Origin of the sequence: Gordonia hirsuta DSM 44140 = NBRC 16056 (assembly GCF_000333015.1) — a bacterium.
Lineage (GTDB): Bacteria > Actinomycetota > Actinomycetes > Mycobacteriales > Mycobacteriaceae > Gordonia > Gordonia hirsuta.
On the sequence record NZ_BANT01000014.1, the window covers coordinates 133,794 to 157,856 of the forward strand.

The window sequence follows — 24,063 nt, forward strand, 5'->3', positions numbered from 1 at the left end:
GGGTGACCGGCTCGTGTCTTGTCTACTGCGCTGGGCAGCGCCTCCGATCAGTCGATCAGAAGCCCATCCCGCCCATCTCGTCTCCGCCGGGAAGCGCCGGGGCGTTCTTCTCCGGCTGGTCGGCGACGACGGCCTCGGTGGTCAGGAACAGCGCCGCGATCGAGGCTGCGTTCTGCAGCGCCGAGCGGGTCACCTTCACCGGGTCGTTGATGCCGGCCGCCAGGAGGTCCTCGTAGACCTCGGTCGCCGCGTTCAGGCCGGTGCCCTTCGGCGAGTTGCGGATCTTCTCCGCCACGACGCCGGGCTCCAGACCCGCGTTGACCGCGATCTGCTTGGCCGGAGCGGCCAGAGCGACCTTGACGATCTGTGCGCCGGTGGCTTCATCGCCGGCCAGCTCCAGGCCGTCGATGGCCGACTCGGACTGCAGCAGGGCTGCGCCGCCGCCGGCGACGATGCCCTCTTCCACGGCAGCCTTGGCGTTACGCACGGCATCTTCGATGCGGTGCTTGCGCTCCTTGAGTTCGACCTCGGTGGCGGCGCCGGCCTTGATCACCGCAACACCGCCGGCCAGCTTGGCCAGACGCTCCTGCAGCTTCTCGCGGTCGTAGTCGCTGTCGCTGTTCTCGATCTCCTTGCGGATCTGAGCGACCCGCCCGGCGATCTGCTCGGCGTCGCCGGCACCGTCGACGATGGTGGTCTCGTCCTTGGTGACGACCACCTTGCGGGCGGTACCCAGGGACTCCAGGCCAGCGGTCTCCAGGCTCAGGCCGACCTCTTCGCTGATGACCTCGCCACCGGTGAGGATGGCGATGTCGGCGAGCATGGCCTTGCGGCGGTCACCGAAGCCCGGTGCCTTGACGGCGACGGACTTGAAGGTGCCGCGCAGCTTGTTCACCACGAGGGTCGACAGGGCCTCGCCCTCGACGTCTTCGGCGATGATCAGCAGCGAGCGACCGGCCTGCATGACCTTCTCCAGCAGCGGGACCAGGTCCTTGACGGTGGAGATCTTGCCCGACAGGGTCAGGATGTACGGATCCTCCAGGACGGCTTCCTGACGGTCCACATCGGTGACGAAGTAGCCCGAGATGTAGCCCTTGTCGAAGCGCATGCCCTCGGTGAGCTCGAGCTGCAGGCCGAAGGTGTTCGACTCCTCGACGGTGATGACACCCTCGTTGCCGACCTTGTCCATAGCCTCGGCGATCAGGTCGCCGATGGTCTGGTCACCGGCGGAGATACCAGCGGTCGCAGCGATCTGCTCCTTGGTCTCGATCTCGGTGGCCGAGCCCAGCAGTGCGCTGGAGACGGCTTCGACAGCCGTCTCGATGCCACGCTTGAGGCCCATCGGGTTGGAGCCGGCGGCAACATTGCGCAGGCCCTCGCGGACCAGTGCCTGGGCCAGCACGGTGGCGGTGGTGGTGCCGTCACCGGCGACGTCGTCGGTCTTCTTGGCGACTTCCTTGACCAGCTCGGCGCCGATCTTCTCGTACGGGTCCTCCAGCTCGATCTCCTTGGCGATGGACACGCCATCGTTGGTGATCGTGGGGGCGCCCCACTTCTTCTCCAGGACGACGTTGCGACCCTTGGGGCCGAGCGTCACCTTGACGGTGTCGGCGAGGACGTTCAGACCCCGCTCGAGGCCGCGCCGGGCCTCTTCATCGAAAGCAATCTGCTTCGCCATTGTTGAGTGATCCTCCGGTAGGGGGTGACACTGAAGTTTTATCCGGCCGGACTCGGTGCCCGCGACGGACGACCGGGGTGTCTGTGGACCGGCCTCACCGTCCCGACCTGGCAGTCGCGTACCGCGAGTGCCAACCTTGTTTTTAGCACTCTCAGACATCGAGTGCAAGGTGCGCCCGGACTCCCGGGCCGGCAACGGCGCGCCGGCGGCGATGCCGTGGAAGCCGCCGGCGCCGGCGCCGGAAAGTCAGTCGCTGAGCTGGGCGATCAACCGCTGGCGATAGGTGCTCAGATCAGCCCGTTCGGCTGCCGAGACCGCCGGATACTGGGGATCGATGCGCTTGATCGCCTCCAGCAGCACCGCGAAGGTCGCCAGGTGCCCGGCCCATTTGTGATCGGCAGGGATCACATGCCAGGGCGCGTGCGGGGTGCTGGTGTGGCTCAGCATATCGCCGAAGGCGCGCTGGTAGTCCGGCCACAGATCCCGCTCGGCCATATCGGTCTTGGAGAACTTCCAGTTCTTGGTCTCGGTATCGATCCGCGCCAGAAAGCGGCGGGCCTGCTCGTCCGGGGAGACGTTGAGGAACAGTTTGACCACGACGGTGCCGTTGTCGGTGAGGTACTTCTCCCAGGCGTTGATGTCCTTGTAACGCTGCTTCCAGATGCCCTCGGTCGGCAGCGCCGACGTCTTAGGCCAGAGCAGTTCCGGATGCACGCGGGTCACCAGAACGTTCTCGTAATGGGAGCGGTTGAAGATGCCGATCCGGCCCAGCGGCGGTACTGCTTTCTGGTGCCGCCACAGGTAGCCGTGCTCACGCTCTTCCGCCGAGGGCTGTTTGAACGAGTGCACATCCACGCCCTCGGGATTGATCCCGGACATGACGTGCTTGATGGTGCCGTCCTTCCCCGCCGCGTCGATCGCCTGCAGCACGATCAGTACCGAGCGATCGCCCTGCGCATACAACTTGTCCTGCAGGTCGAACAGCTCGAGCTTGCCCGCCTCCAGTTGTTTGAGGCCGTCCTTCTTGTCCATCCCCCGCGGCCGCGCATCGGCGGCGAAGTCGGCGAGCCGGACGGCGCTCCCGGCCTCGACCCGCGTCGACTCTGCCAGTTTCTTCCACTTGACTGTGGCCCCCATGCCATCCTCCCTGTCTCAGACGCCGTCGTATCGCCGACACCGCCGGTACGTTGCCTGCCTGATACCTCCACTGTGCCTGATCGGTCGGATGACCTCGGCTCCTTCCCCGAAAACACCGAACACCTGCGACATCTCGACACGTCGGAAGACGCCGCAGGTGTTCGGCGGGGCGAGCTGTGGGAGGGGGATCAGCTCGCCGCATCGCGCAGTTGCCTGCGCAGGATCTTTCCGGTGACGGTCTTGGGCAGTTCGTCGACGATCTCGACGCTGCGCGGATACTTGTAGGCGGCCATCTGCTCCTTGGCGAAGGAGATCAGTTCCTCCGGACCGACCTGCACATCCGGGTGCAAGGACACGAACGCCTTGACCGTCTCGCCGCGGTACTCGTCGGGCACACCGATCACCGCGGCCTCCCGCACCGCCGGATGGGTGTAGAGCACGTCCTCGACCTCCCGGGGCCACACCTTGTAGCCGGAAGCGTTGATCATGTCCTTCTTCCGGTCGACGACGTAGTACCAGCCGTCGGTGTCCATGAATCCCACGTCCCCGGTGTGCAGTTCCCCGCCGGGGATCGAGGAGGCCGTGGCCTCGGGTTTGTTCCAGTAACCCGGAACCACCTGCGGACCGGAGGTGACGAACTCGCCGACCTCACCGGGCGGCAGATCGTTCCCGTCGGCACCGACCACCCGCACCATCGTGTTGAACACCGGGACACCGACCGACAGCGCTCCCGAATCCGGGTCGACCGGTGCGCGCACCCCCAGCGGCACCGCGTGCGAGGGGGAGTTGGTCTCGGTCAGCCCGTAGATGTTGTGGATGTAGGCACCCAGGGTCTCCTGGAGCCGGTCCCCGACTGCCGGGGCGATCGGCGCGCCGCCGGAGTAGAGGACCCGCAGGCTGGCGAAGTCCTCCGGAGTCGCCCCCGGCGCCGCTGCCAGCGCACCGAAGGCGGTGATCGCGCCGATGGTGAACACCGGCCGGTACTCGCGGATCGCATCGAGCATCACCGACGGCTCGAAGCGGTGCGCCAGCACCAGCGGCGACCGGATCAGCATGGCAGCCATGATGTGACCGACCAGTCCGGTGATGTGGAACAGCGGAGCGATCCCGAGGATCCCTTCGCCGGGCTGCAGCCCCGTCCAGTCGCGGTAGACCTGCGCGTTGAAGGCGAAGTTCCCGTGGGTGTTCATCGCCCCCTTCGGATCACCGGTGGTTCCCGAGGTGTAGGCGAGCACCGCCACGTCGTCGGGCCCCAGTGCCGGGTCGGGCAGCTCGGCCCCGGCCTGTTCCCCGGCGGCGGCGATCAGCTCGGCCAGATCCAGGGTTCCGTCGGTGCGGATGCGTTCCAGCCCGTCGAACAGCCGCGGATCGTTCCGGTCCTGCATGTCCAGCGCCGAGCAGGTGACCACGGTCTGCACCTGGGTCTGTCCCGACTCGACCACCGGCGCACCGATCTGCGCGTACAGATCGTCCAGTGCCAGCAGCGCGGTCGCGCCGGAGTCCTTGAGCAGGTAGGTCAGCTCGCGTTCCTTGTTCATCGGATTGATGGCCACCGCGACGCCACCCAGACGCCAGGCCGCGATCATGCCGATGATGAAGGCCGGGTTGTTCTGCACATACAGTGCCAGCCGGTCACCGGCGCCGAATCCGCGTTCGGCGAGTGCAACCGCCAGGGCCCGTGCGGCCCGGTCGACCTCGGCGAAGGTCTGCGAGGTGCCGAAGTACTGCAGGAACTCCGCCTGCGGCACGGCCTCGACGGCCGCATCGAAGACCGCCAGGGCCGAGGGGTACTCGGCGGTGATGTCAGCCGGCGTCCCCTCGGGGTAGCGGGCCAGCCACGGCCGGTCTGCGTAGCTCACTTGATGACCACCGGGTTCACCGGGGAGCCGGAGGCCCGGTGGATCTTCAGCGGCGCGGCGACGTAGAAGAAGTCGTAGACCCCGTCCTGGGCGCAGTCGGCCGCGAGCTTCTCCAGGTCGCAGATCTCGGTGAAGGCGACACCCAGATTGCGCATCAGCGCGTTGTGCAGCACCAGCGCGGCCCCGCTTTCGGGGTCATAGGTGACCTCGTTGGCGATGGTGTCGGTGACCAGGTTCGGAATCTCCATATCGGCGAACCACTGCACCAGTTCCGGCGAGTAGGTCAGGCCCGGCTCACCGAAGTCGGCGTAGAAGCCGTCGGCATCGACGAAGAACAGCGCCAGGTGGTTGGTGCGCAGGATCAGGATGTCCCGCGGACGCAGCTCCACACCCTGCGCCTTCGCGCACTCCTGCAGGTCGTTGTGGTCGAAGGACTCCTTGGGCCCGAGTGCGTCCACGCCGCGCCAGCGGGCCAGGTCCAGCAGCACGGCACGGCCGGCCACCCCACGTTCGGCGATGGGCTCGACGCTGGCCTTCTCCAGGCCGCCGATGGTGGTCCGTGCGTCGTAGCCGTTCCAGATCTGGCCGCCGTACCAGACATGGCCGAGGGCGTCGTACTGCGTGGATCCCTGCAGGAATGCCTCGAGTTTGTCATCGGCGTAGTGCAATCCGCCGGGGAAGGCCGGACCTTCGCCGCCCTCGTCCCAGTCGGACTCGTCGTAGACCATCTCCTTGGTGGCCGGGCTGCGGCCGGGCCACACCGGGTCGCCGTTGGGATCGCCGATGAGCCGCTGAAGGGTGAACAGTTCCCCGCGCTTGATCAGCGAAACACCCTTGAGGACCTGTTCGGCGGTCAGATAGTTCAGGCTGCCGACCTCATCGTCGGCACCCCACTTGCCCCAGTTGCTGGGCGAGTCGGCGAGCAGTTCGGTGAGTTCAGGTACTTCAGTCATCTCGATGAGCCTTTCCTTGAGATTCGTCGCGCCGGGGTGAACGAGCGTTTACTCGACGGCTTGGGATGAGAATCACAGAAGAAAGTTTCAACGTCAAGAGTTGAACGAAATCGTTACTACCTGCAGGTATTCGAACGATGGAGGCCGTATCCACTGTTCAGTTTCACTGAACAACCGCCCCCATCATCGCCAAAGCCAGTGCCGCGTACTCGTCGGCAAGCACATCGGCGGCGGGCGGAACCTCCCCGTCGAGGCGGAAGGGGACGGCCAGACACAGCGAGACCACCGCCCGCGCGCCCGCCGCCGGCGCCTCGGTACCGAACTCCCCCGCATCGACCGCCGCCTGCGCCATATCGACGAAACGCCGCTGAACCCCGCGCCGGATCGCACCGATCCGGCCGCGGTCGGGCTCGTCCAGGCTGCGCAGTTCGGTCTCGACGATGAAAGCCAGTTCCCGTCGCTGCACCTGGCCGCGCACCAGGACGCGGACCAGTTCGGCGAACGCCCGGCCGGGCGAGTCCGCGGATCCGGCGGCAGCCTCGATGCGCCAGAGCAGATCGTCGAACCAGGCGTCGATCAAGGCCACCAGAAGCCGCTGCTTGCTGCGGTGATAGCGGTAGATGCCGGCGACGCTGAGATCCGCGGCGGCCGCGACCAGGCGCATGGTCGCACCGTGGTAGCCCGTATCGGCGAAGACGTCGACGGTGGCGGCGAGCACCGGGTCCAGCGGCAGCGGCGGATAGGTCCGCCAGTCGGGGCCGCCGACGGGTGTCGGCGCGGCGATAGGCACACTCAGCGGATCCACCAGATCGGCGACCGGAACACCCAGCACCGCCGAGACCTCGTTGAGCCGCCCCACGGTGACGGCCACCTTGCCGTTCTCGATCGCACTCATGGTGCCGGGACTGACACCGAGTTCGGCCGCCAGCGCGCGCAGGGTCAACCCGCGCGCCCGGCGGACGGCGCGGACCGTCGTTCCCAGTCCGACGCTTTGTTCAGTCATACTGAACACTCTAGTCGGCCGTCCTGCAGCCGGCTCGCGCTTAGACTGGCCGGGTGACCGGCTACGACGAACGGCCCTGGCTCGCGGCGTATCCCCCGGGACGGCGGCCCCACCTGCGCCGCGAGTTCGCCACGGCACTCGACCTGTTCGAATCGGCCGCCGCGACCGCACCGGACGGCCCGGCCTTGCACTACTTCGATCAGACTCTGACGTGGTCGCAGGTCGACGCCGCGGCCGCCGCGTTGGCGGCTCTCCTGGTGGCCCGGGGTTTTGCTCCCGGGGACCGGCTGGCGCTGTGTCTGCAGAACGATCCGGCCTTTGTGATCGGTCTGGTCGCTGCGTGGAAGGCGGGCGGCACCGCGGCCCCGCTGAGCCCGATGTCGACCACCGGTGAGCTGGCGCGCAGCTTCGGCAACGTGGAACCGTCGGCGCTGCTGGTCCTTGAGGACCTCTACCTGGACCGGATCCGGCCGGTCCTGGCGACCGGAACCACCTCGGTCCGGGTGGTGGTGACGGTCAGCCCGCTCGACGGCCAGCACACCGCCGACCCGCGGATCTTCGCCGGGAGCACCCGTCTGCGGCCCGCCGATACCGTCGATCTGACCGAATTGATCGCCGCCTACACCAGCGCACCACCCCTGCCGGACTCCCCCGAGCGCCGTGTCGGTCCGTCGGATGTGGCCGTCCTGGCAGCCACGTCCGGGACGTCCGGTCCGTCGAAGGATGCCCAGATCACCCATGCGAACCTCGCGTTCAGTGCGCAGGTGTACCGAGACTGGACCGGACTGTCGGCCGGAGAACCGATCCTTGCCCTGGCACCGGTCTTTCATGTGACCGGCCTGGTCGGCGGGGTGGTCCTGGCCATGCTGACCGCCTCGCCACTGGTGCTGACCCACCGCTTCCACGCCGGTGTGATCGCCGAGGCCACCCGCCGGCACCGGCCCGTCTTCTGCGCTGCGGTCATCACCGCCTACATCGCCCTGGCCGAGGACCCCGATGTCCGCGCCGCCGATCTGGAGTCGCTGCGGCTGCGCTACTCCGGCGGAGCGCCGATCGACCCCGAGATCGCCGACCGGCTGGAAGAGCAGCTCGGCGGCTACATTCACAACATCTACGGGCAGACCGAGACCAGCTCTCCCTCGCATGCGGTGCCACCGGGCACGCGCTCCCCGGTCGACCCCGAATCCGGGGTGATGTCGGTGGGCGTCCCCGTCTTCGACACCGACGTGCGGGTGGTCGACGACGACGGCAACGACCTGCCGGTCGGCGAGATCGGCGAACTGGTCACCATGGGCCCCCAGGTGATCCCCGGTTATTGGCGTGATCCGATCGCCACCGCCGAAACCTTCTCCGGCGGTGCGCTGCACACCGGCGATGTCGGCTTCATGGACGCCGACGGCTGGTTCTACGTCGTCGACCGGAAGAAGGATCAGATCAATGCCGCCGGCTACAAGGTCTGGCCGTCGGAGGTCGAACGGGTTCTGGCCACCCATCCCGATATCGAGGAGGCGGCGGTGATCGGGATCCCGGACGAATACCGCGGGGAGACGGTGAAGGCCTTCGTCGTCCCGGCAGCCGGCGTCGACCTGGCCCCGGCCGAGGTGATCGCCTACTGCCGGGACCGGCTGGCGGCCTACAAGTATCCACGCGAAGTGGAGGTCCTCACCGCCCTGCCCCGCACCGCCACCGGCAAGATCCTGCGACGCAAGCTGCGCTGACCGGGCCGGCGGCCCGGCACGGGGGCGGCACCTGCGAGGAAGCCGCTCGGGCGGCCCGGAACACCCGGTAGGTTCGGCAGACAAGATGACCGGAGAACTCGTCGCGATCGTGGTGCTGGGTGCGGCACTGGCACTGGTGCTGTTCGTCGTCGCCCTGCGCACCCGCGTGGTGATCTCCACCCCGCACGAACGCGCCGTGCACGACACGCTGGCGGCGGCCGCGGCCGCCGCCCATCCGCTGCGCGACGGGTTGACCGTCGCCTCGGCCGGCGAAGCCGCCGGTCCGCTGCGCGCACTCACCGGGGCCGAGGGCGTCGCCCTGTTCGATGCCGACGGCACCCTGCTCGCCCGCGACGGCGAACCCGATATCTGGACCTCGACGGTGCTGACATCGGCCGCTGCCCTGGCCCGCGAGACCCTCGACAGCCGGCGGCGCGCGCTGACCGACGATCCGGCCGGCAGCGGCGGCGCGGTCCGCAGACTGGTCGCCGCCCCGCTGGTGACCGACGGCGTCAGTTCCGGGGTGCTGGTGGTGGCGACCATCGGCCGTCCCGGGCCGGGACAGATCGGCGCCATCACCGAAGTCGCCAACTATGCGGCCACCCAGCTGCAGCTGGCCGAACTGGACGCCTCCCGCGCCCGCCTGGACCGGGCCGAGGTGCTGGCTCTGCGCGCCCAGATCGATCCGCATTTCATCTACAACGCCCTGGGCACCATCGCCTCGTTCGTGCGTACCGACCCGGCCCGGGCCCGCGAGCTGATCCTGGACTTCGCCGATTTCACCCGCTATTCGTTCCGCGCCGCCGGTCAGTACACCGCGTTGGCCGACGAACTGCGCAACATCGACCGCTACCTGACCCTCGAACGCGCTCGCTTCGGTGCGGGCCTGGACGTGCGCCTGCAGGTGGATCCGGAGGTCTTGGGGGTGGTGGTGCCGTTCCTGGCGCTGCAACCGCTGGTGGAGAACGCGGTGCGGCACGGTCTGGCCGGCCGGCGCAGCGGACTGATCACCATCACCGCTCGCAGCGCCGGGACCGCCTGCGAGATCAGCGTCGAAGACGACGGCGTCGGCATGGACCCGGAGCTGCTGCGGACCGGCGCCATCGACGCGCTCAGTCCCCCGGACATCCTCGCCAGTGACAGCGACGGTGCACATGTGGGCCTGACCAATGTGGATCAACGCCTGCGCTCGGCCTTCGGGAACGACTACGGTTTGGTCGTCGAGACGGGCATCGGCGCGGGCACCCGAGTCAGCATGCGGGTGCCGAAGTTCGCCGCGGGGATCCGCGCCGGCCAGGAAGGACCGCAGCGATGAGCGCAGACCTGCTGCGGGTGCTGGCCGTCGACGACGAGGCACCCGCACTCGATGAGCTGGTCTATCTGCTCGGCGAGCACCGTGCCGTCGGCGACGTGGTGGCCGCCGGCGATGCGACCGAGGCGCTGCGGCTGTTGTCCGAGCAGGCCGTCGACGCCGCTTTCCTCGACATCTCGATGCCCGGGCTGACCGGGATGGAGCTGGCCGCGGTCCTGACCCGCTACGCCAGCCCGCCGGCGCTGGTGTTCGTCACCGCCCACGACGACCGCGCCGTCGACGCCTTCGATGTCGGCGCCGTGGACTATGTGCTCAAACCGCTGCGTGCCGAACGTCTGGCGCAGGCCATCGAACGCGTTCTCGCCGCCCGCGGTGCGGTCTCGCCTCCGCCGGAGGAGACCGCCCACGCCGCCGAGATCGGCGCCGCCGAGGTGATTCCGGTCGAACGCGGCGGAGTCACCTCGTTGATCCGCCGCGATTCGATCTCCTGGGTCGAAGCCGTCGGCGACTACGCCCGCCTGCACAGCGACTCCGGCTCCTATCTGGTGCGCGTGACCCTGTCCACCCTCGAATCACACTGGGCAGCCGCCGGGTTCGCGCGCGTTCACCGGTCGTATCTGGTCGCCCTGCCGATGGTAACCGGGCTGCGCTCGGCGGGAACGGCCACCAAGGTGCTGGTGCGGGCCAACGGCCAGACCCCCGAAGTGGAGTTGCCGGTGAGCCGGCGCCAGGTCCGTGAACTCAAAGATCGTCTGGTGCGCGATCCGCTGCGGTCGTTCCGCTCGGCCCGGACCGATTAGACGGGATCTTCTGCGATGTCCCCGGACTCTCCGCGCCGCGAGCGCGTCGTCCTGTCACAGCGGCGCGGTGCCCGGCCGGTCCGCACCCGCGCCGAAGTGGCCGAGCAGACCCGGTTCGGGGAACACCTGGTGCGCAGCCTGGTCCGGGCCCAGCTCGGGCTCGCCCTGCGCATCGGGCTGGCCGTGGTGGTGGTCCTGCTGGCGATCCCCGTAGCGGGATCGGCGATCGACGGTTTCGCCTCGGCGACCCTGTTCGGCATCACCCTCAACTGGATCGTGCTGGCACTGCTGCCCTATCCGGTGCTGTACCTGGCCGGACGGATCTACATCCGGCTGGCCGAACAGGCCGAACGTGACTTCATAAAGCTCATGGACGACGAGGAGCAGCGCCGATGCTGACCGGCACCGGGGCTGCACTGGTGATCGCCGCCGTCGTGCTGGCCACCGTCGGCACCGTGGCGATCGGCGCCTACGGCGGGCGCGGGGCCCGGTCCACCTCGGACTTCCTGGTCGCCTCCCGCAGCATCGGCGCCAGTTGGAATGCCGCGGCCATCGCCGGGGAATACCTGTCGGCCGCCTCGTTTCTGGGCGTGGCCGGTCTGGTCGCCAAATACGGGGCCGACGCCCTCTGGTACCCGATCGGGTTCACCGCCGGATACCTGGCGTTGCTGCTGTTCGTCGCCGCCCCGCTGCGACGTTCGGGGGCCTACACGGTGCCCGATTTCGCCGAGTTCCGGCTCGACTCGCTGCGGGCCCGGCGGGTGGCGATGGTCGTGGTGGTGCTGGTCTGCGTGCTCTATCTGGTGCCGCAGTTGCAGGGCGCCGGTTTGACGCTGAACATCCTGCTGGGACTGCCGGGCTGGGTCGGCGTCGTCGTCGTCGGCACCGCGTTGATCGTCAACGTGGTCGGCGGCGGTATGCGTTCGGTGACCTTCGCCCAGGCCGTCCAGTACTGGCTCAAACTCACCGCCATCGCCGTACCCGCACTGGTGGCCGTCCTCCACTTCACCGGGCAGCCGGCCGATCTGGGTGAGCCGCTGCCCGCCCGGGTACCGGTGGCCACCACCATCTCGGTGCCCACCGAGGTCTCGGTGACGGTCACCGACCCGGTCGGTGTGCACGTCTCGGGAACCGTCGACGGCGCACCGGTTCGCGCTGCCCCACTGGCACCGGGCACGGTGGTCGTGGGCGAGGGCTCGACGCTGACGCTGGCCGCCGGTGCAGCCACTCCGGTGGTCTCCGACGCCCCGCAGACCGGGGCGGCCTGGTCCCGCTCGGGCGGCGGACTCGGCGGCGGCCACCCGCTGTATCAGGTGCTGTCGCTGATGATCGCCACCTTCCTGGGTGCGCTCGGTCTGCCGCATGTTCTGGTCCGCTTCTACACCAACCGCACCGGCGCCGATGCCCGGCGGACCGCGCTGACGGTGATCGTGCTGCTGGCCGCGTTCTATCTGTTTCCCACGGTGCTGGGCGTGCTGTCCCGGATCTACGTCCCGCAGGTGCTGGCCACCGGAACCTCCGATGCCGCCGTGCTGCTGATCCCGACGGCCCTGGCCGGTGGGCTGGGCGGGGAACTGCTGGCCGCCCTGGTCGCCGCGGGTGCGATCGCCGCGTTCCTGGCGACCTCCTCGGGACTGCTCATCAGCATCGCGGGCGTGGTGTCCACCGATCTGCTCACCGCCGGGGTACGCAGCTTCCGGATCTGCGCGCTGATCGGCGGACTGATCCCCATCGGGCTGGCGCTGGCCGCCGGCACCCTGGAGCTGTCGCGGTCGGTCGGGCTGGTCTTCGCCGTCTCCGCAGCGACCCTGTGCCCGCTGCTGGTGCTGGGCATCTGGTGGCGCGGATTGACCGCCACGGGGGCGATCACCGGGATGGCAGTCGGCGCGTTCACCTCCGGTTTCGCCGTCCTGGCCGGGGCCTTCTGGCTCTCCGGTGACGGCTGGGCCACCGCGATCGTCACCTTTCCGGCCGCGATCACCGTGCCGCTCACCTTCGCCACCATGATCACGGTGTCGCTACTGACTCGCCGCACCCTGCGCAGCGATGTGGCCACCGTCTTCGCCCGCATGCACGTTCCCGAACGCTTCGGCCTGGTCCTCGAGCGCACGCCGCCGGGAGATTGAGACCGGACCGCGCGCCGCACCGATGGGTCGCCGGATCGACGGGCAAGATACTTCCCATGCCAGATCGCCCCCGTCTGACCGCCGAGGACATCCACGATGCCGTCTTCCACACACCACCGTTCGGCAAGCGCGGCTACAACGAGGATCAGGTCGACGAGTTCCTCGACGCCCTCGAAGCGAAGTTCACCGACCCGGGGTCACCGCAGCTGGCCTGGTTGACTCCCGAGGCGGTGTCCGGCCGCACTTTCGGGACCCCGCCGATCGGCAAGCGCGGCTACAACAAAGACGACGTCGACACGCTGTTGCGTCTGGCCGCCGCCGATCTGGCCCGACTGCTGCACGCGCAGCCCGCCCGGGACGCGTTGCCGATGACACCACCGCCGCCGGGTGCAGCGATGGCCGCGGAGATCGCCCGTGTGCACTTCGCCAAGCCGCCGTTCCTCCGGCGCGGATACCGCGAGACCCAGGTCGACGACTACCTCGACGCCTTGGCCGCCAAGTTCCGTGATCCGCAGGACCCGGCCGTGGCCTGGCTGACCCCCGAGGCCCTCGGTGAGGCGAGTTTCGCTCCGGCCCCGCGCGGTTCGGCCGGTTACCGGATCGACGACGTCGACCGGTTCCTGGTGCACTGCCGCGAGGAACTCACCCGCCTCCTGCGTGATCTGCCCTGACCGTTCACCGGCCCAGAGCCTGAGCGAACGACCCGCGCGGACGCGGGAGGCGCGCCCGCCCCGTCACCGTTTGTCGGTGCCGACGAACCGTTCATCGCACAGCATCCAGTCCTCGTCGCCTGGCTCACAGATTCCATTGTCTGTGAGTTAGGTCTCCGTGGAGAGTTCTCGGCAAGGCCGCGTCTCGCGGCATCGCACCGAGGAGGTCCCGTGTCCGCCAACCTAGATCACCCGGCGATGAAACTGTCGTCGCCGTCGGCCGAGGAGTTCATCGCGGCTCAGCAGAGCCCCGAGTATCAGCGCCTGCGCCACACGCTGCGCGGCTTCGTCTTCCCGATGACCGCGTTCTTCCTGGCCTGGTACCTGCTGTACCTGTGCCTCGGCGTCTTCGCCGACGGCTTCATGGGCACCCCCGTGTGGGGCAACATCAACGTCGGCCTGATCCTGGGCCTGCTGCAGTTCGTGACCACCTTCGCCATCACCGGGGCCTATATCTACTTCGCCAATCACCGGCTCGATCCGCAGGCGCAGGCCGTCCGGGACGGCTTCACCGACGGTGAATACGCCCGCGAGGCCGCGGTCCTCAGCGAAAGCACCCCGAAGGTAGGCCAGCTGTGAAACATCTCCTCCTGGCCGAGAGCGACTCGGTCGACACCGGCAACTCGACCCTCAACATCATGATCTTCGTGGCCTTCGTGGTCGTGACCCTGGTCGTGGTGGTCAAGGTGAGCAAGGTCGGCACCAGCAGCGCCTCCGAATTCTTTACCGGCAGCGGCGGCTTCTCCGGCACGCAGAACGGGATCGCGATCGCCGGCGACTACCTGTCGGCAGCCAGCTTCCTGGGTATCGCCGGGGCCATCGCGATCTACGGATACGACGGCTTCCTCTACTCGATCGGCTTCCTGGTCGCCTGGCTGGTGGCCCTGCTACTCGTCGCCGAGCTCTTGCGCAATACCGGAAAATTCACCATGGCCGACGTCCTGAGCTTCCGGCTCAAGCAGCGACCGGTGCGCCTGGCCGCATCGATCAGCACCCTGACGGTGTCGATCTTCTACCTGCTGGCCCAGATGGCCGGAGCCGGAGCATTGGTGGCCCTGCTGCTGAACATCAAGAGCGACGCCGGTCAGGCGACCGTCATCACGATCGTCGGCCTGCTGATGATCGCCTACGTCCTGATCGGCGGCATGAAGGGCACCACCTGGGTGCAGATCATCAAGGCGGTGCTGCTGATCAGCGGTGTCCTGGTGATGACCCTGTGGGTGCTGCTGCAGCCGGAGGTGCTGTTCAACTTCTCGAACCTGCTGGGGATGGCCCAGGATGCGGTCAACAACGCCGTCCACGGCGGACAGCTCTCGGAGAAGGGCCAGGCGATGCTGGCCAATGCCGACGGCACCCCGCACAACATCATGGCTCCCGGCGCCCAGTACGGCGCGAACACGACGTCCAAGGTCAACATGATCTCGCTGGGTCTGGCGCTGGTGCTGGGCACCGCCGGTCTGCCGCACGTGCTCATGCGCTTCTACACCGTCCCCACCGCCAAGGAGGCCCGCAAGTCCGTGGTCTGGGCGATCGCCCTGATCGGCGCCTTCTACCTGTTCACACTGGTGCTGGGTTACGGTGCTGCCGCACTGGTCGGACCGGAGAAGATCCTCAGCGCCCCCGGCGGCGTGAACTCCGCGGCGCCGCTGCTCGCCCTGGAACTCGGCGGCGAGATCCTGCTGGGACTGATCGCCGGCGTGGCGTTTGCGACCATCCTCGCGGTGGTGGCAGGTTTGGCGATCACCGCCTCGGCGTCGTTCGCCCACGACATCTACGCCAGCGTGATCAAGAAGAACGGCGCCTCCGAGGAGGAGCAGGTCAGGGTCTCGCGGATCACCGTTGTGGTCCTGGGCGTGATCGGCATCGTGCTGGGAATCCTCGCCAAGGACCAGAACATCGCCTTCCTGGTGGCACTGGCCTTCGCGATCGCCGCCTCGGCCAACCTGCCGACCATCCTGTACTCGCTGTTCTGGCGGCGGTTCAACACCCGCGGCGCCCTGTTCAGCATGTACGGCGGCCTGGCCATCACCCTGACCCTGATCGTCTTCTCCCCGGCGGTCTCCGGTAAGCCGACCTCGATGCTGCCCGACGCGGACTTCGCATGGTTCCCGCTGGCCAACCCCGGTCTGGTCTCGATTCCCGCAGCCTTCCTGCTGGGCATCATCGGCACGCTGACCTCGCGGGAGAAGCCCGATGTGGCCCGGCGCGCCGAGATGGAGGTGCGTTCGCTCACCGGCGTCGGTGCCGAGCAGGCACTCGTGCACTGAAGCCTGTACGGCCGCAGGACGGGCCCGGTGGATCCTCGTCGATCCGCCGGGCCCGTCCGGTTCTGGCCGCAGCACCGGGCCCGGCCCGCCGATGGTTCGGCGGGTTCGGCGGCGCTGCTAGCCTCGACCACCATGGACCTTCGCCACCGCTCTGCCCGCCCCTGCTCGCCGCCGGGACCGTGGTACTGGGAGTCGGACTGCTGGTCGGCTGCTCGAGCACCGACGACACCGACTCCCACCAGACCGCCGCACCGGGTTGCGCCTCGGTCGACGAGCCGCTGATCCAGGCCGGCGGCGCCGCCGACCAGCCCACGGTTCGCGTCCCGCAGCCGTCGGGCTGGGACCGGGTCGGGGACGCCGAGCAGGCCCCGTCACCCTGGCGCTGGCCAACCGGAACCTCGCCGTCGACGGCTTCGCACCGAATCTGGTCGTCACCGAGGTGCCCTCCCAGGGAAGCTTCGATGCCATCATCGAGAACGAGATGCAGCAGCTGCGCAGCATGACCCCCACCGTGCCCACCGGCCAGAAGGGCGCGCTCTGCGGATCCGACTCCTACACCGTGACCTACCCGGGGCCGCCGCAGGAGAACGTGCCCGCACGCGAGGTCACCTCACGGCTGGTCGTCGTTCCCACCGCCGGGGACTCCTCGACCACCGTGGTGATGACCGTCCAGGCCATCAACGCGCAGGACCAGACCTACCGCGCCGACACCGCAAAGATGCTCGACGGAGTGCAGATCAGCCCCGCACAGTAGCCGGGGCCTCAGCTGCCCTGATTCAGCTCAGCGGTCCTGAATCCGGACGAACGGCCGGGCCGCTTCCAGCTCGTAGGACAGCTCCAGCAGCGTGCGTTCGCCGCCGAGATCGGCCGAGAAGTGCACGCCGATCGGCAACCCGTCGGCCGAGGTGCCCAGCGGCAGCGACACCGCAGGTGCGCCCGAGGTGTTGTTGGCGGGGGTATAGGCGACGTACTTGATCAACCGATCGAGAACCTCGTCGAAGTCGCCGGCCGGATCCAGGTACCCCAGTTTCGGGGTGGTGTGCGCCAGCGTCGGCGACATGATCACGTCGAACGACGACATCGCCTCCCGGAAGTGTGCGGTGGCACGTTTGAGCCCGACGATCGAGGCCGGTGCCCGATAGAAGCCGCGGCCGAAGCGCCGGCCGAGCGAGTGGGTGAACGGATCGAGTTTGCTCCGGTCGAAACCGGGACCGGTCAGCCGACCGCCGAAGTGATCGAGGAAGTAGGCGAGCATCGCCCAGTAGTCGACGAACTGCCGGATATAGGCCGGACTGATCGGGATGGGCACCTCTTCGACGTGGTGCCCGAGTTCGCTGAGCAGATCCACGGTCCCGGTCAGCGCGCTGCGGGTGTCGGCATCGATGGGCTGTCCGGTGATCGAGTCGGTGACCAGGCCGATGCGCAGCCGGCGCTGCGCCGGCCCCTCCACCAGGCCGATCGGTTCGAGTTTCACCGACCGCTGGCGTTCCAGGTCCGCCAGGAAATAGGCGGTGTCGCGCACCGACCGGGAGACGATGCCGTTGCACACCAGATCGATCGGCGCCGTCTTGGCCATCGGCGAGGGCGCCGTGCGCCCGCGGGTCGGCTTGAGCCCCACCAGTCCGCACGCCGCCGCCGGGATCCGGATGGAGCCGCCGCCGTCGTTGGCATGCGCGATCGGCACCGCCCCCGCAGCGACCAGCGCGGCTGAACCACCGGACGAGGCGCCCGCCGAATATTCGGTGTCCCACGGATTCCGGGTCGGTTCGCGGTCGACGAACTCGGTCGTCGCGGTCAGGCCGAACGGCGGCAGCGTAGAGGCACCGAGCAGATTGACTCCGGTCCCGAGAAACTCGTCGGTGAAAGGCTCGTTTCTGGCCGCCGGGCGGTCGCCGACGGCCGCCGACCCCTGGCGGGTCGGCACGCCGGCGAAGGCCGTGTTGTTCTTGATCAGCGCCGGCACCCCGGCGAACACGCCGCTGAAACCGTTCCCTCCGGCCCGCAGCCGGGCGCGCTCGCGGTCGTCGAAGGCGACGGCGCCCAGCGTGCCGTTGACCGCATCGATCCGGGCCAGAGCGGCCTCGGTGGCTTCGGCGGCAGTGAAGTCCCCGGCCGCGATCGCCCGGGCCACACCGACGGCATCGAGTTCGCCCATAACGTCTCCGGCAAAGGAATGAACGTGTTTCATAAATGACAAACTACTCCGCCCACTTCTAAGCAAGCGCTCGATCATGTAGGAATGAACCATGCAACTGCGATTCACCCCCGACGAGGAAGCCTTCCGCGAAGAGATCCGGAAAACGCTCCTGGCCGCCGTCCCCGAAGACATCCGTCACCGCAACGAGGCGGGCGAACTCAACTATCCCGACGACGTGGTGGCCACCACCCGGGCGCTCAACGCCGAGGGGCTGGCCGTGACGCACTGGCCGGTGGAGTGGGGCGGTAAGGACTGGACCCCGGTTCAGCGCCATATCTTCAGCGAGGAGATGGCGCTGAACTTCATCCCCGATCTGCTGCCGTTCAACGCCGGCATGGTCGGGCCGGTGATCGCCCACTTCGGCACCGAGGAGCAGAAGCAGCAGTTCCTGCCCGCGACCGCCAACCTCGACATCTGGTGGTGCCAGGGATTCTCCGAACCCGAAGCCGGCAGCGACCTGGCCTCCCTGAAGACCCGCGCGGTGCGCGACGGCGACGAGTACGTCATCAACGGCCAGAAGACCTGGACCACCCTGGGCCAGTACGCCGACTGGATCTTCGCCCTGGTGCGCACCGACCCGGACGTCAAGAAGCAGGCGGGCATCAGCTTCGTCCTGTTCCCGATGGACACCCCGGGAGTGGAGCTGCGCCCGATCGAACTGATCGACGGCGGTTTCGAGGTCAACGAGGTGTTCTTCAACAACGTCCGCGTCCCGGTGTCCAGCCTGGTCGGCGAGGAGAATCAGGGCTGGACCATCGCCAAATTCCTGCTGGGCAACGAGCGCACCGGCATAGCCCGCGTCGGCTGGACCAAGACCAAACTGGCCAAGGCCAAGAAGCTCGCCGCCCAGACCCCCGCACCCGGTGGCGGGGTGATGCTCGACGAACCACTGTTCACCGCCCGGTTGGCCGGCCTGGAGAACGAACTGCTCGCGCTGGAGCTGACCCAGCTGCGGGTGGTCGCCTCCTCGGCCGACGGCAAACCGAACCCGGCCTCGTCGTTGCTCAAACTGCGCGGCTCCCAGCTGCAGCAGGAGGCGCTGGAGCTGCTGGCAGATCTGGCCGGCCCCCAGTCGCTGCCCGTGGATGCCGCCGGCGCCGACTGGACCAATGCGACCGTGCCGGACTACCTGAACTACCGCAAGGTGACCATTTACGGCGGCTCCTCCGAGGTGCAGCGCCAGATCATCGACAAGGCCGTCCTCGGGCTCTGACCTGAGCACGAACGACGAAGAAAGAAGCGAACATGGATTTCGACCTCTCCGACGAACAGGTCATGCTCCGCGACACCGTGCGCGGGGCGCTCACCCGCGCCTACGACATCGAGACCCTGCGGCAGGTCACCGACACCCCGCTGGGCTGGAGCAAGCAGGTGTGGACCTCCCTGGCCGAGATCGGCATTCTCGGCCTGGTCTTCGCCGAGGAGTACGGCGGCATGGGTGCCGGCCCCGAGGAGCTCTCGGCTGTGATGGGCGAGTTCGGTGCCGCCCTGGCGCCCGAGCCCTTCCTGGATTCGGTGGTGGTGCCCGGACTGTTGGTCGAACGCTCGACCGCCGAGGACACGACGAAAGCCGAATTCCTGGGTCCGCTGGCCGAGGGGCAGCGGTTGGCCGCCTTCGCGCACCTGGAGGCTGGGGACCGCTGGCCGAGTTCCACCGTCGCCTCGACGGTCACCGGGGGCAGGCTGACCGGGACCAAACCGTTGGTCCCGCACGGCGACTGCGCCGACGTCTTCGTGGTCTCCGCCCGCGACGAGACCGGCACCGTCGGCCTCTACCTGGTCGACGCCGACGCCGAGGGCGTGACCCGCACCGGCTATCGCACCCATGACCGCCGACGCGGCGCCCAGGTCGCGTTCGACGGCGTCGCGGCCACCCGGTTGGGCGGCGGCGATGCCTCCGCGGTGATCGCGGAGGTCGAACTGGTCGAGCAGAGCGCACTGTGCGCCGAAGCGGTCGGTGCGATGACCAAGTCCCTGCACATGACCGTCGACTACCTCAAACAGCGCAAGCAGTTCGGGGTGCCCCTGGCCAGCTTCCAGGCGCTGACCCACCGCGCGGCCGATATGTACTCCGATCTGGAGCTGGCCTCGAGTATGAGCCTGTATCTGACCGCCGCGCTGGCCGACGGGACCGCCGATACCGTGGCCGGTTCACGCGCCAAACTGCAGATCTGCCGCAGCGGGCGGCACATCGGCCAGGAGGCCATCCAGATGCACGGCGGCATCGGCGTCACCGCCGAATATCCGATCGGCCACTACGTCAGCCGGCTCACCGCGATCAGCCACACTCTCGGCGATGCGGATGCGCACCTGGCGGCGCTGTCCGGGCGGCTGCGCGACTGGGACATGGTCACGGTCGGCTGATCTCCGGTGCGGGCCCGGCGTAACACCCCGGTCCCCGCATCGGGGCGCACTACAGTGGGCCCATGGATTCCCTGACGACGCTGCGCGACAACCTCGCCGACCTCACCTCGTACGGGCTGGTGTCCGTGGCCGTGCTGATCATCGGCTTCATCGGGCTGGACCTGGTGACCCCCGGCAGCCTGCGCACCCTGATCTGGCGGGAGAACAACCGGACGGCGACCGTGCTCGCGGTGGCCCAGGCCCTGGGGCTGATGATCGCTCTGGCCGCCGGCATCGGTGCCGCGCCGGGTCTGGAGCTGTGGCGCGGTGTGCTGTACACGGCGGTCTACGGCGTCATCACCGTGGCGTTGATGATGTTCTCGTTCGTGCTGGTGGACGCGCTCACACCGGGGCGGCTCGGCTCGCTGTTGCTCGATCACAAGACACCGGGCGGCGGCGCAGCGCATCCGGCGGTCTGGCTCAACGCGGTCCTGTTCGTGGCGATCGGCGTCTTCGTCTACTCCGCACTCGGACTGTAGGTCCGACGACGGACCCACAGGTTCTCCCGGGCAGCGGTTTCGCATAGGGTTTGGACCAGCAACCACCGACCGCACCGGTCGGTCACCCGAAGGAGTCACCTCATGGCCGCACCCGTCATCGAAGAATCCATCCAGATCGCCGGCACCCCCGAACAGGTCTGGTCGGTGGTCTCGGACCTGGGCCGCATGGGCGAGTGGAGCCCGCAGTGCAAGAAGATGTTCATCTTCTCCGGACCGGTCAAACTGGGCACCCGGACCCTCAACATCAACCGCCGCGGCCTGCTGGTGTGGCCGACCCAGTCCAAGGTGGTGGCGTTCACGCCCAACCGGGAGATCGCCTGGCGGATCGCCGAGAACAACACCGTCTGGGGTTTCGAGATCGCCGAGACCGACGGCGGCGTCACCTTGACTCAGGCCCGCAAGGCCGCCGGCGGCCAGACCAGCAAGGTCTCGTCGTTCCTGGTGGACAAGGTCTTCGGCGGCAACGACGATTTCGAGACCGAGCTGGCCACCGGGATGCGCGACACCCTGGGCAAGATCAAGAACGCCGTCGAGGGCTGACGCGCTCGTGGCACGACGCCCCGCCCAGCCCGGTGACCGCACCGGGCCGGCGCACCTGCTCGATCTGATCGGCCAGACGGTTCCGCCGATCCACCCCAAGGGACTGCCGTTCGTCATCGCGCCGGCCGCCGTCGCGTTGCTCGGGCGCCGCAGACCGTGGCTGTTCCGCCCGGCCGCGACTCTTGCCGCGGCCAGCGCCTTCTTCTTCCGGCATCCGCGCCGGGTGCCGCCCACCGCACCCGGGGCGGTCGCCGCACCCGCCGACGGCACCGTCGCCCTGGTCGATACGGCCGTCCCCCCGCCCGAACTGGGCCTGGGCACCGAGCCGTTGCCCCGGGTCAGTACCTTCCTATCCGTCTTCGACGTGCACGTGCAACGCATCCCGCTCGCCGGGACCGTCGAATCGGTGCAGCACACTCCCGGCGAGTTCCTGTCCGCCGATCTCCCGGAGGCCAGCGACCGCAACGAACGCACCTGCCTGCGGCTGCGCACCGAGGCCGGAGACGCGGTCGGCGTGGTGCAGATCGCCGGTCTGATCGCCCGCCGCATCGTGTGCGAGGTGAGCCCTGGTGACACGGTCACTCGAGGCCAGACCTACGGCCTGATCCGTTTCGGCTCCCGCGTCGACGTCTATCTTCCGGCCGGAACCCCGGTTCGCGTCGCCGTCGGCCAACACACCATCGGTGCCGAGACGGTACTGGCGGAGTTGCCCCGATGACCACGCTCCGGCCGGTACCACGACGCCGCTCAGTGGCCGGCCGGGGACGAGTGCGCCGTACCGGCCCTGACCACCGGAACGACCGTCCCACCCGGCCCGGGCTGCTCTTCGTCCCCTCGGCGCTGACCATCCTGGCCATCTGCGCCGCCCTGACGGCGATGCGGATGGCCGACGCCGACCGCGTGGACCTAGCGTTGCTGCTGCTGGTGGTCGCCGCCGTGCTCGACGGCCTCGACGGCCGCGTCGCCCGCATGATGGGCGTCAGCAGCAGACTCGGTGCCGAACTGGATTCGTTGGCCGATGCGATCAACTTCGGTGTCGTCCCGGCGATCATGGTCTACACCGTGCTGCTGCGGGACGAGTCGGACTCGCTGCAGGGCATCGGCTGGGTCCTGACGTTGATCTACTGTTCGGCGATCGTCCTGCGGTTGGCCCGGTTCAACACCCTGCTCGACGACGACTCGGCGCCCGGCTACACCAGAGACTTCTTCGTCGGCGTGCCCGCACCGGCCGCGGCGGTGATGGTGCTGTTACCGATCGGTCTGCGCGAACAGTTCGGCGAAGGCTGGTGGACCGGACCGGTGTTCGTCGGCTGCTGGCTGGTGTTCATCGCGGCATTGGCGGTCTGCCGGGTCCCCACACTCAGCTTCAAATCGACGCGGCTCCGGGCGCGGGCGCTGGCTCCGATCCTGATCCTGGTTGCCGCCATGGCGGCGCTGCTGTTCACGTTCCCGTACGTGTTGATGATCATCCTGGTCGCCGCCTACCTGATCCACATCCCCTTCGCCTGGCGCATGCAGTACTGGGTGCGCACCCGCCCCGAGTACTGGGAGACCGCGCCGCGCGATCGCCGGCATGCGCGACGCGACACCCGGCGGGCGGAGGTGGCCGCCGGCACCCGGCGCCGGGTGATCCCGGTCCGCAAGTCGTCGGCGCGCCTGGGGCTCCGGCAGCCCGCGGCCGCCGCCGAACCGCGACCTCGCGACTGAACCCGGCGCGCGGACCTCTCAGTTGGCCGGAGCCTGTCAGCTGACCGGAGCCTGCGGAGGCGGTTCCGGTGCCGGCTCGCCCGGGGTCGGATCGGTCGGGGTCGGATCGGTCGGGGTCGGATCGGTCGGGGTCGGATCGGTCGGGGTGGCGGGGCCCCCGTACCGCTGACCGTGACCGGGGCCGAGGTTGTCGTGGAACGGCCCCCGATTGTCCTGGAATCGGCCGTGCCCGTGTCGGCCGTAGTCGCCTCCCGGGCCACCGCCGTGGGTCCCGGGGCGGTGCAGTTCGGTATAGCGTCCCCGTTCACCGTGGTTCCCGACCTGGTCCCCGGTGACGTAGCCGACGCCGAAGCCGATCAGGAACAGGGCCAGGCCCCCGGCCACCGCCGCCCAGATCATCCAGGTCTTGGCACCGGTCCCGGCGGTGCGGGCAGCCGGCGCGGCGGCTGCGCGGGACCGTCCGGATCACGGCCCGGATCCGGATTCTCCGCGTCCTGGTCGGTCATCGAAGATCCTCCCTCTCCCGGTAGGCGCCGGCACCGCCGTAGGGCACGACACCTGCACCGAGCTTCCTCTGACGTCCAGGATGACCCAGATTCCTGATCCCGGCCAGTCCGCCGGACCGTCGTGAATCCGGTGGCTGCGCTTTCTGCGGCTAGTCGGCGGTCACCAGGTATAACAGGGTCGTTCGTGCCGCGGAGGCCGAGGCCGAGATCCCCACGGTGACCCAATAGGTGGTCCCGTCGTCGGTCTTGGACAGCACCACCGACTTCTCGGTCCCGGTCTCGCTGCGGCTGGCCTCGGTATACCCGGCCCCGGTCAGCAGGGTCACCGCCTCCTCGAAGGCGTTGGCCTCGGTCGCCGGGGCCTGGACCGTCACCTGCCACTGCGTGCCTCCGCCGTCGGCGGACTGGATCGCCCCGTCGATCAGCGGAACCTGAGCGACTGGAAAGTCCTTCGGAAGCGCCCCAGTGTCTTCTTCGCTACCGCAGGCACCCAGCGTGACCAGCACGAAAACCGTCACGAACAAGACGAACAGGACTCTGCCGAAGGACCTCATACCCCCAAACGGTAAAGTAATCCCCGGCGGAACGCTTTCCGCCGCCCCCATAGCACCGCCACCCCGCCCGTACCCGACCGACGGAGTGCCCTC

General features: G+C 68.6%; 23 protein-coding genes. 15 read left to right on the plus strand and 8 right to left on the minus strand.

Annotation, left to right across the window (positions count from 1 at the left end; genetic code table 11):
• Positions 1-55: 55 nt before the first annotated feature.
• The 5 genes from groL to GOHSU_RS05760 form a co-directional block, all read right to left on the minus strand.
• Entirely contained in the window at positions 56-1,678 is a 1,623-nt protein-coding gene (gene groL / locus GOHSU_RS05740; RefSeq protein WP_005938217.1) for a chaperonin GroEL, read from the minus strand.
• A 246-nt stretch (positions 1,679-1,924) separates the two neighbouring features.
• The gene (locus tag GOHSU_RS05745) at positions 1,925-2,815 is read right to left on the minus strand and encodes a polyphosphate kinase 2 family protein (RefSeq protein ID WP_005938220.1); all 891 of its coding nucleotides are present in this window, start codon (positions 2,813-2,815) and stop codon (positions 1,925-1,927) included.
• Between the two features lie 188 nt (positions 2,816-3,003).
• On the minus strand, positions 3,004-4,674 hold the full coding sequence (locus tag GOHSU_RS05750; RefSeq protein WP_005938223.1) for a class I adenylate-forming enzyme family protein: 1,671 nt from the start codon (positions 4,672-4,674) through the stop codon (positions 3,004-3,006).
• Complete coding sequence (locus GOHSU_RS05755) at positions 4,671-5,627, minus strand: cyclase family protein (RefSeq protein ID WP_005938226.1); 957 nt, start codon at positions 5,625-5,627, stop codon at positions 4,671-4,673. Before GOHSU_RS05755 ends, GOHSU_RS05750 begins: the two co-directional genes overlap by 4 nt.
• 163 nt (positions 5,628-5,790) lie before the next feature.
• A complete protein-coding gene (locus tag GOHSU_RS05760) occupies positions 5,791-6,630 on the minus strand; it encodes a TetR family transcriptional regulator (protein ID WP_005938228.1) in 840 nt (279 codons plus the stop codon).
• A 53-nt stretch (positions 6,631-6,683) separates the two neighbouring features.
• Here GOHSU_RS05760 and GOHSU_RS05765 point away from each other — a divergent pair, with 53 nt between their 5' ends.
• The 9 genes from GOHSU_RS05765 (at position 6,684) to GOHSU_RS05805 (ending at position 16,317) form a co-directional block, all read left to right on the plus strand.
• Positions 6,684-8,348: a class I adenylate-forming enzyme family protein gene (locus GOHSU_RS05765; protein WP_005938230.1), complete on the plus strand. Its 1,665-nt coding sequence runs from the start codon at positions 6,684-6,686 to the stop codon at positions 8,346-8,348.
• Between the two features lie 85 nt (positions 8,349-8,433).
• Positions 8,434-9,663 carry a sensor histidine kinase gene (locus GOHSU_RS05770; protein WP_005938232.1) on the plus strand — a complete coding sequence of 410 codons (1,230 nt, stop codon included), beginning with the start codon at positions 8,434-8,436 and terminating at the stop codon, positions 9,661-9,663.
• On the plus strand, positions 9,660-10,460 hold the full coding sequence (locus GOHSU_RS05775; RefSeq protein ID WP_005938234.1) for a LytR/AlgR family response regulator transcription factor: 801 nt from the start codon (positions 9,660-9,662) through the stop codon (positions 10,458-10,460). Before GOHSU_RS05770 ends, GOHSU_RS05775 begins: the two co-directional genes overlap by 4 nt.
• Positions 10,461-10,475: 15 nt before the next feature.
• The gene (locus GOHSU_RS05780) at positions 10,476-10,859 is read left to right on the plus strand and encodes a hypothetical protein (protein WP_005938236.1); all 384 of its coding nucleotides are present in this window, start codon (positions 10,476-10,478) and stop codon (positions 10,857-10,859) included.
• Positions 10,853-12,586, plus strand: a complete 1,734-nt coding sequence (locus tag GOHSU_RS05785) for a sodium/solute symporter (RefSeq protein ID WP_005938239.1) — start codon at positions 10,853-10,855, stop codon at positions 12,584-12,586. Before GOHSU_RS05780 ends, GOHSU_RS05785 begins: the two co-directional genes overlap by 7 nt.
• Positions 12,587-12,642: 56 nt before the next feature.
• Positions 12,643-13,257: a DivIVA domain-containing protein gene (locus GOHSU_RS16230; RefSeq protein ID WP_005938242.1), complete on the plus strand. Its 615-nt coding sequence runs from the start codon at positions 12,643-12,645 to the stop codon at positions 13,255-13,257.
• A 237-nt stretch (positions 13,258-13,494) separates the two neighbouring features.
• On the plus strand, positions 13,495-13,875 hold the full coding sequence (locus GOHSU_RS05795) for a DUF485 domain-containing protein (RefSeq protein WP_029759992.1): 381 nt from the start codon (positions 13,495-13,497) through the stop codon (positions 13,873-13,875).
• 59 nt (positions 13,876-13,934) lie between these two features.
• On the plus strand, positions 13,935-15,563 hold the full coding sequence (locus GOHSU_RS05800; protein ID WP_081597730.1) for a monocarboxylic acid transporter: 1,629 nt from the start codon (positions 13,935-13,937) through the stop codon (positions 15,561-15,563).
• A gap of 439 nt (positions 15,564-16,002) precedes the next feature.
• Entirely contained in the window at positions 16,003-16,317 is a 315-nt protein-coding gene (locus GOHSU_RS05805; RefSeq protein WP_005938251.1) for a hypothetical protein, read from the plus strand.
• A gap of 27 nt (positions 16,318-16,344) precedes the next feature.
• On the opposite strand, the gene GOHSU_RS05810 is transcribed toward GOHSU_RS05805, so the two are convergent.
• The gene (locus tag GOHSU_RS05810; protein WP_024332820.1) at positions 16,345-17,751 is read right to left on the minus strand and encodes an amidase; all 1,407 of its coding nucleotides are present in this window, start codon (positions 17,749-17,751) and stop codon (positions 16,345-16,347) included.
• 58 nt (positions 17,752-17,809) lie between these two features.
• Between GOHSU_RS05810 and GOHSU_RS05815 the strand changes: the two genes are divergently transcribed.
• The 6 genes from GOHSU_RS05815 (at position 17,810) to GOHSU_RS05840 (ending at position 22,910) form a co-directional block, all read left to right on the plus strand.
• Positions 17,810-18,973 (plus strand): acyl-CoA dehydrogenase family protein, encoded by a 1,164-nt coding sequence (locus tag GOHSU_RS05815; protein ID WP_005938258.1) that lies wholly within the window; start codon positions 17,810-17,812, stop codon positions 18,971-18,973.
• 32 nt (positions 18,974-19,005) lie between these two features.
• Positions 19,006-20,124 (plus strand): acyl-CoA dehydrogenase family protein, encoded by a 1,119-nt coding sequence (locus GOHSU_RS05820; RefSeq protein WP_005938261.1) that lies wholly within the window; start codon positions 19,006-19,008, stop codon positions 20,122-20,124.
• 62 nt (positions 20,125-20,186) lie between these two features.
• Positions 20,187-20,642, plus strand: coding sequence for a DUF350 domain-containing protein (locus tag GOHSU_RS05825; protein WP_005938263.1), 456 nt, complete (start codon positions 20,187-20,189; stop codon positions 20,640-20,642).
• A 102-nt stretch (positions 20,643-20,744) separates the two neighbouring features.
• Positions 20,745-21,203: an SRPBCC family protein gene (locus GOHSU_RS05830; RefSeq protein WP_005938266.1), complete on the plus strand. Its 459-nt coding sequence runs from the start codon at positions 20,745-20,747 to the stop codon at positions 21,201-21,203.
• Between the two features lie 7 nt (positions 21,204-21,210).
• Positions 21,211-21,921: a phosphatidylserine decarboxylase gene (locus tag GOHSU_RS05835; RefSeq protein ID WP_005938269.1), complete on the plus strand. Its 711-nt coding sequence runs from the start codon at positions 21,211-21,213 to the stop codon at positions 21,919-21,921.
• Positions 21,918-22,910, plus strand: coding sequence for a CDP-alcohol phosphatidyltransferase family protein (locus GOHSU_RS05840; RefSeq protein WP_005938273.1), 993 nt, complete (start codon positions 21,918-21,920; stop codon positions 22,908-22,910). Before GOHSU_RS05835 ends, GOHSU_RS05840 begins: the two co-directional genes overlap by 4 nt.
• 36 nt (positions 22,911-22,946) lie before the next feature.
• Here GOHSU_RS05840 and GOHSU_RS05845 read toward each other — a convergent pair whose 3' ends face one another.
• On the minus strand, positions 22,947-23,309 hold the full coding sequence (locus GOHSU_RS05845; RefSeq protein WP_005938276.1) for a hypothetical protein: 363 nt from the start codon (positions 23,307-23,309) through the stop codon (positions 22,947-22,949).
• Positions 23,310-23,565: 256 nt separating this feature from the next.
• The gene (locus tag GOHSU_RS05850; RefSeq protein WP_005938280.1) at positions 23,566-23,970 is read right to left on the minus strand and encodes a hypothetical protein; all 405 of its coding nucleotides are present in this window, start codon (positions 23,968-23,970) and stop codon (positions 23,566-23,568) included.
• Positions 23,971-24,063 lie beyond the last annotated feature (93 nt).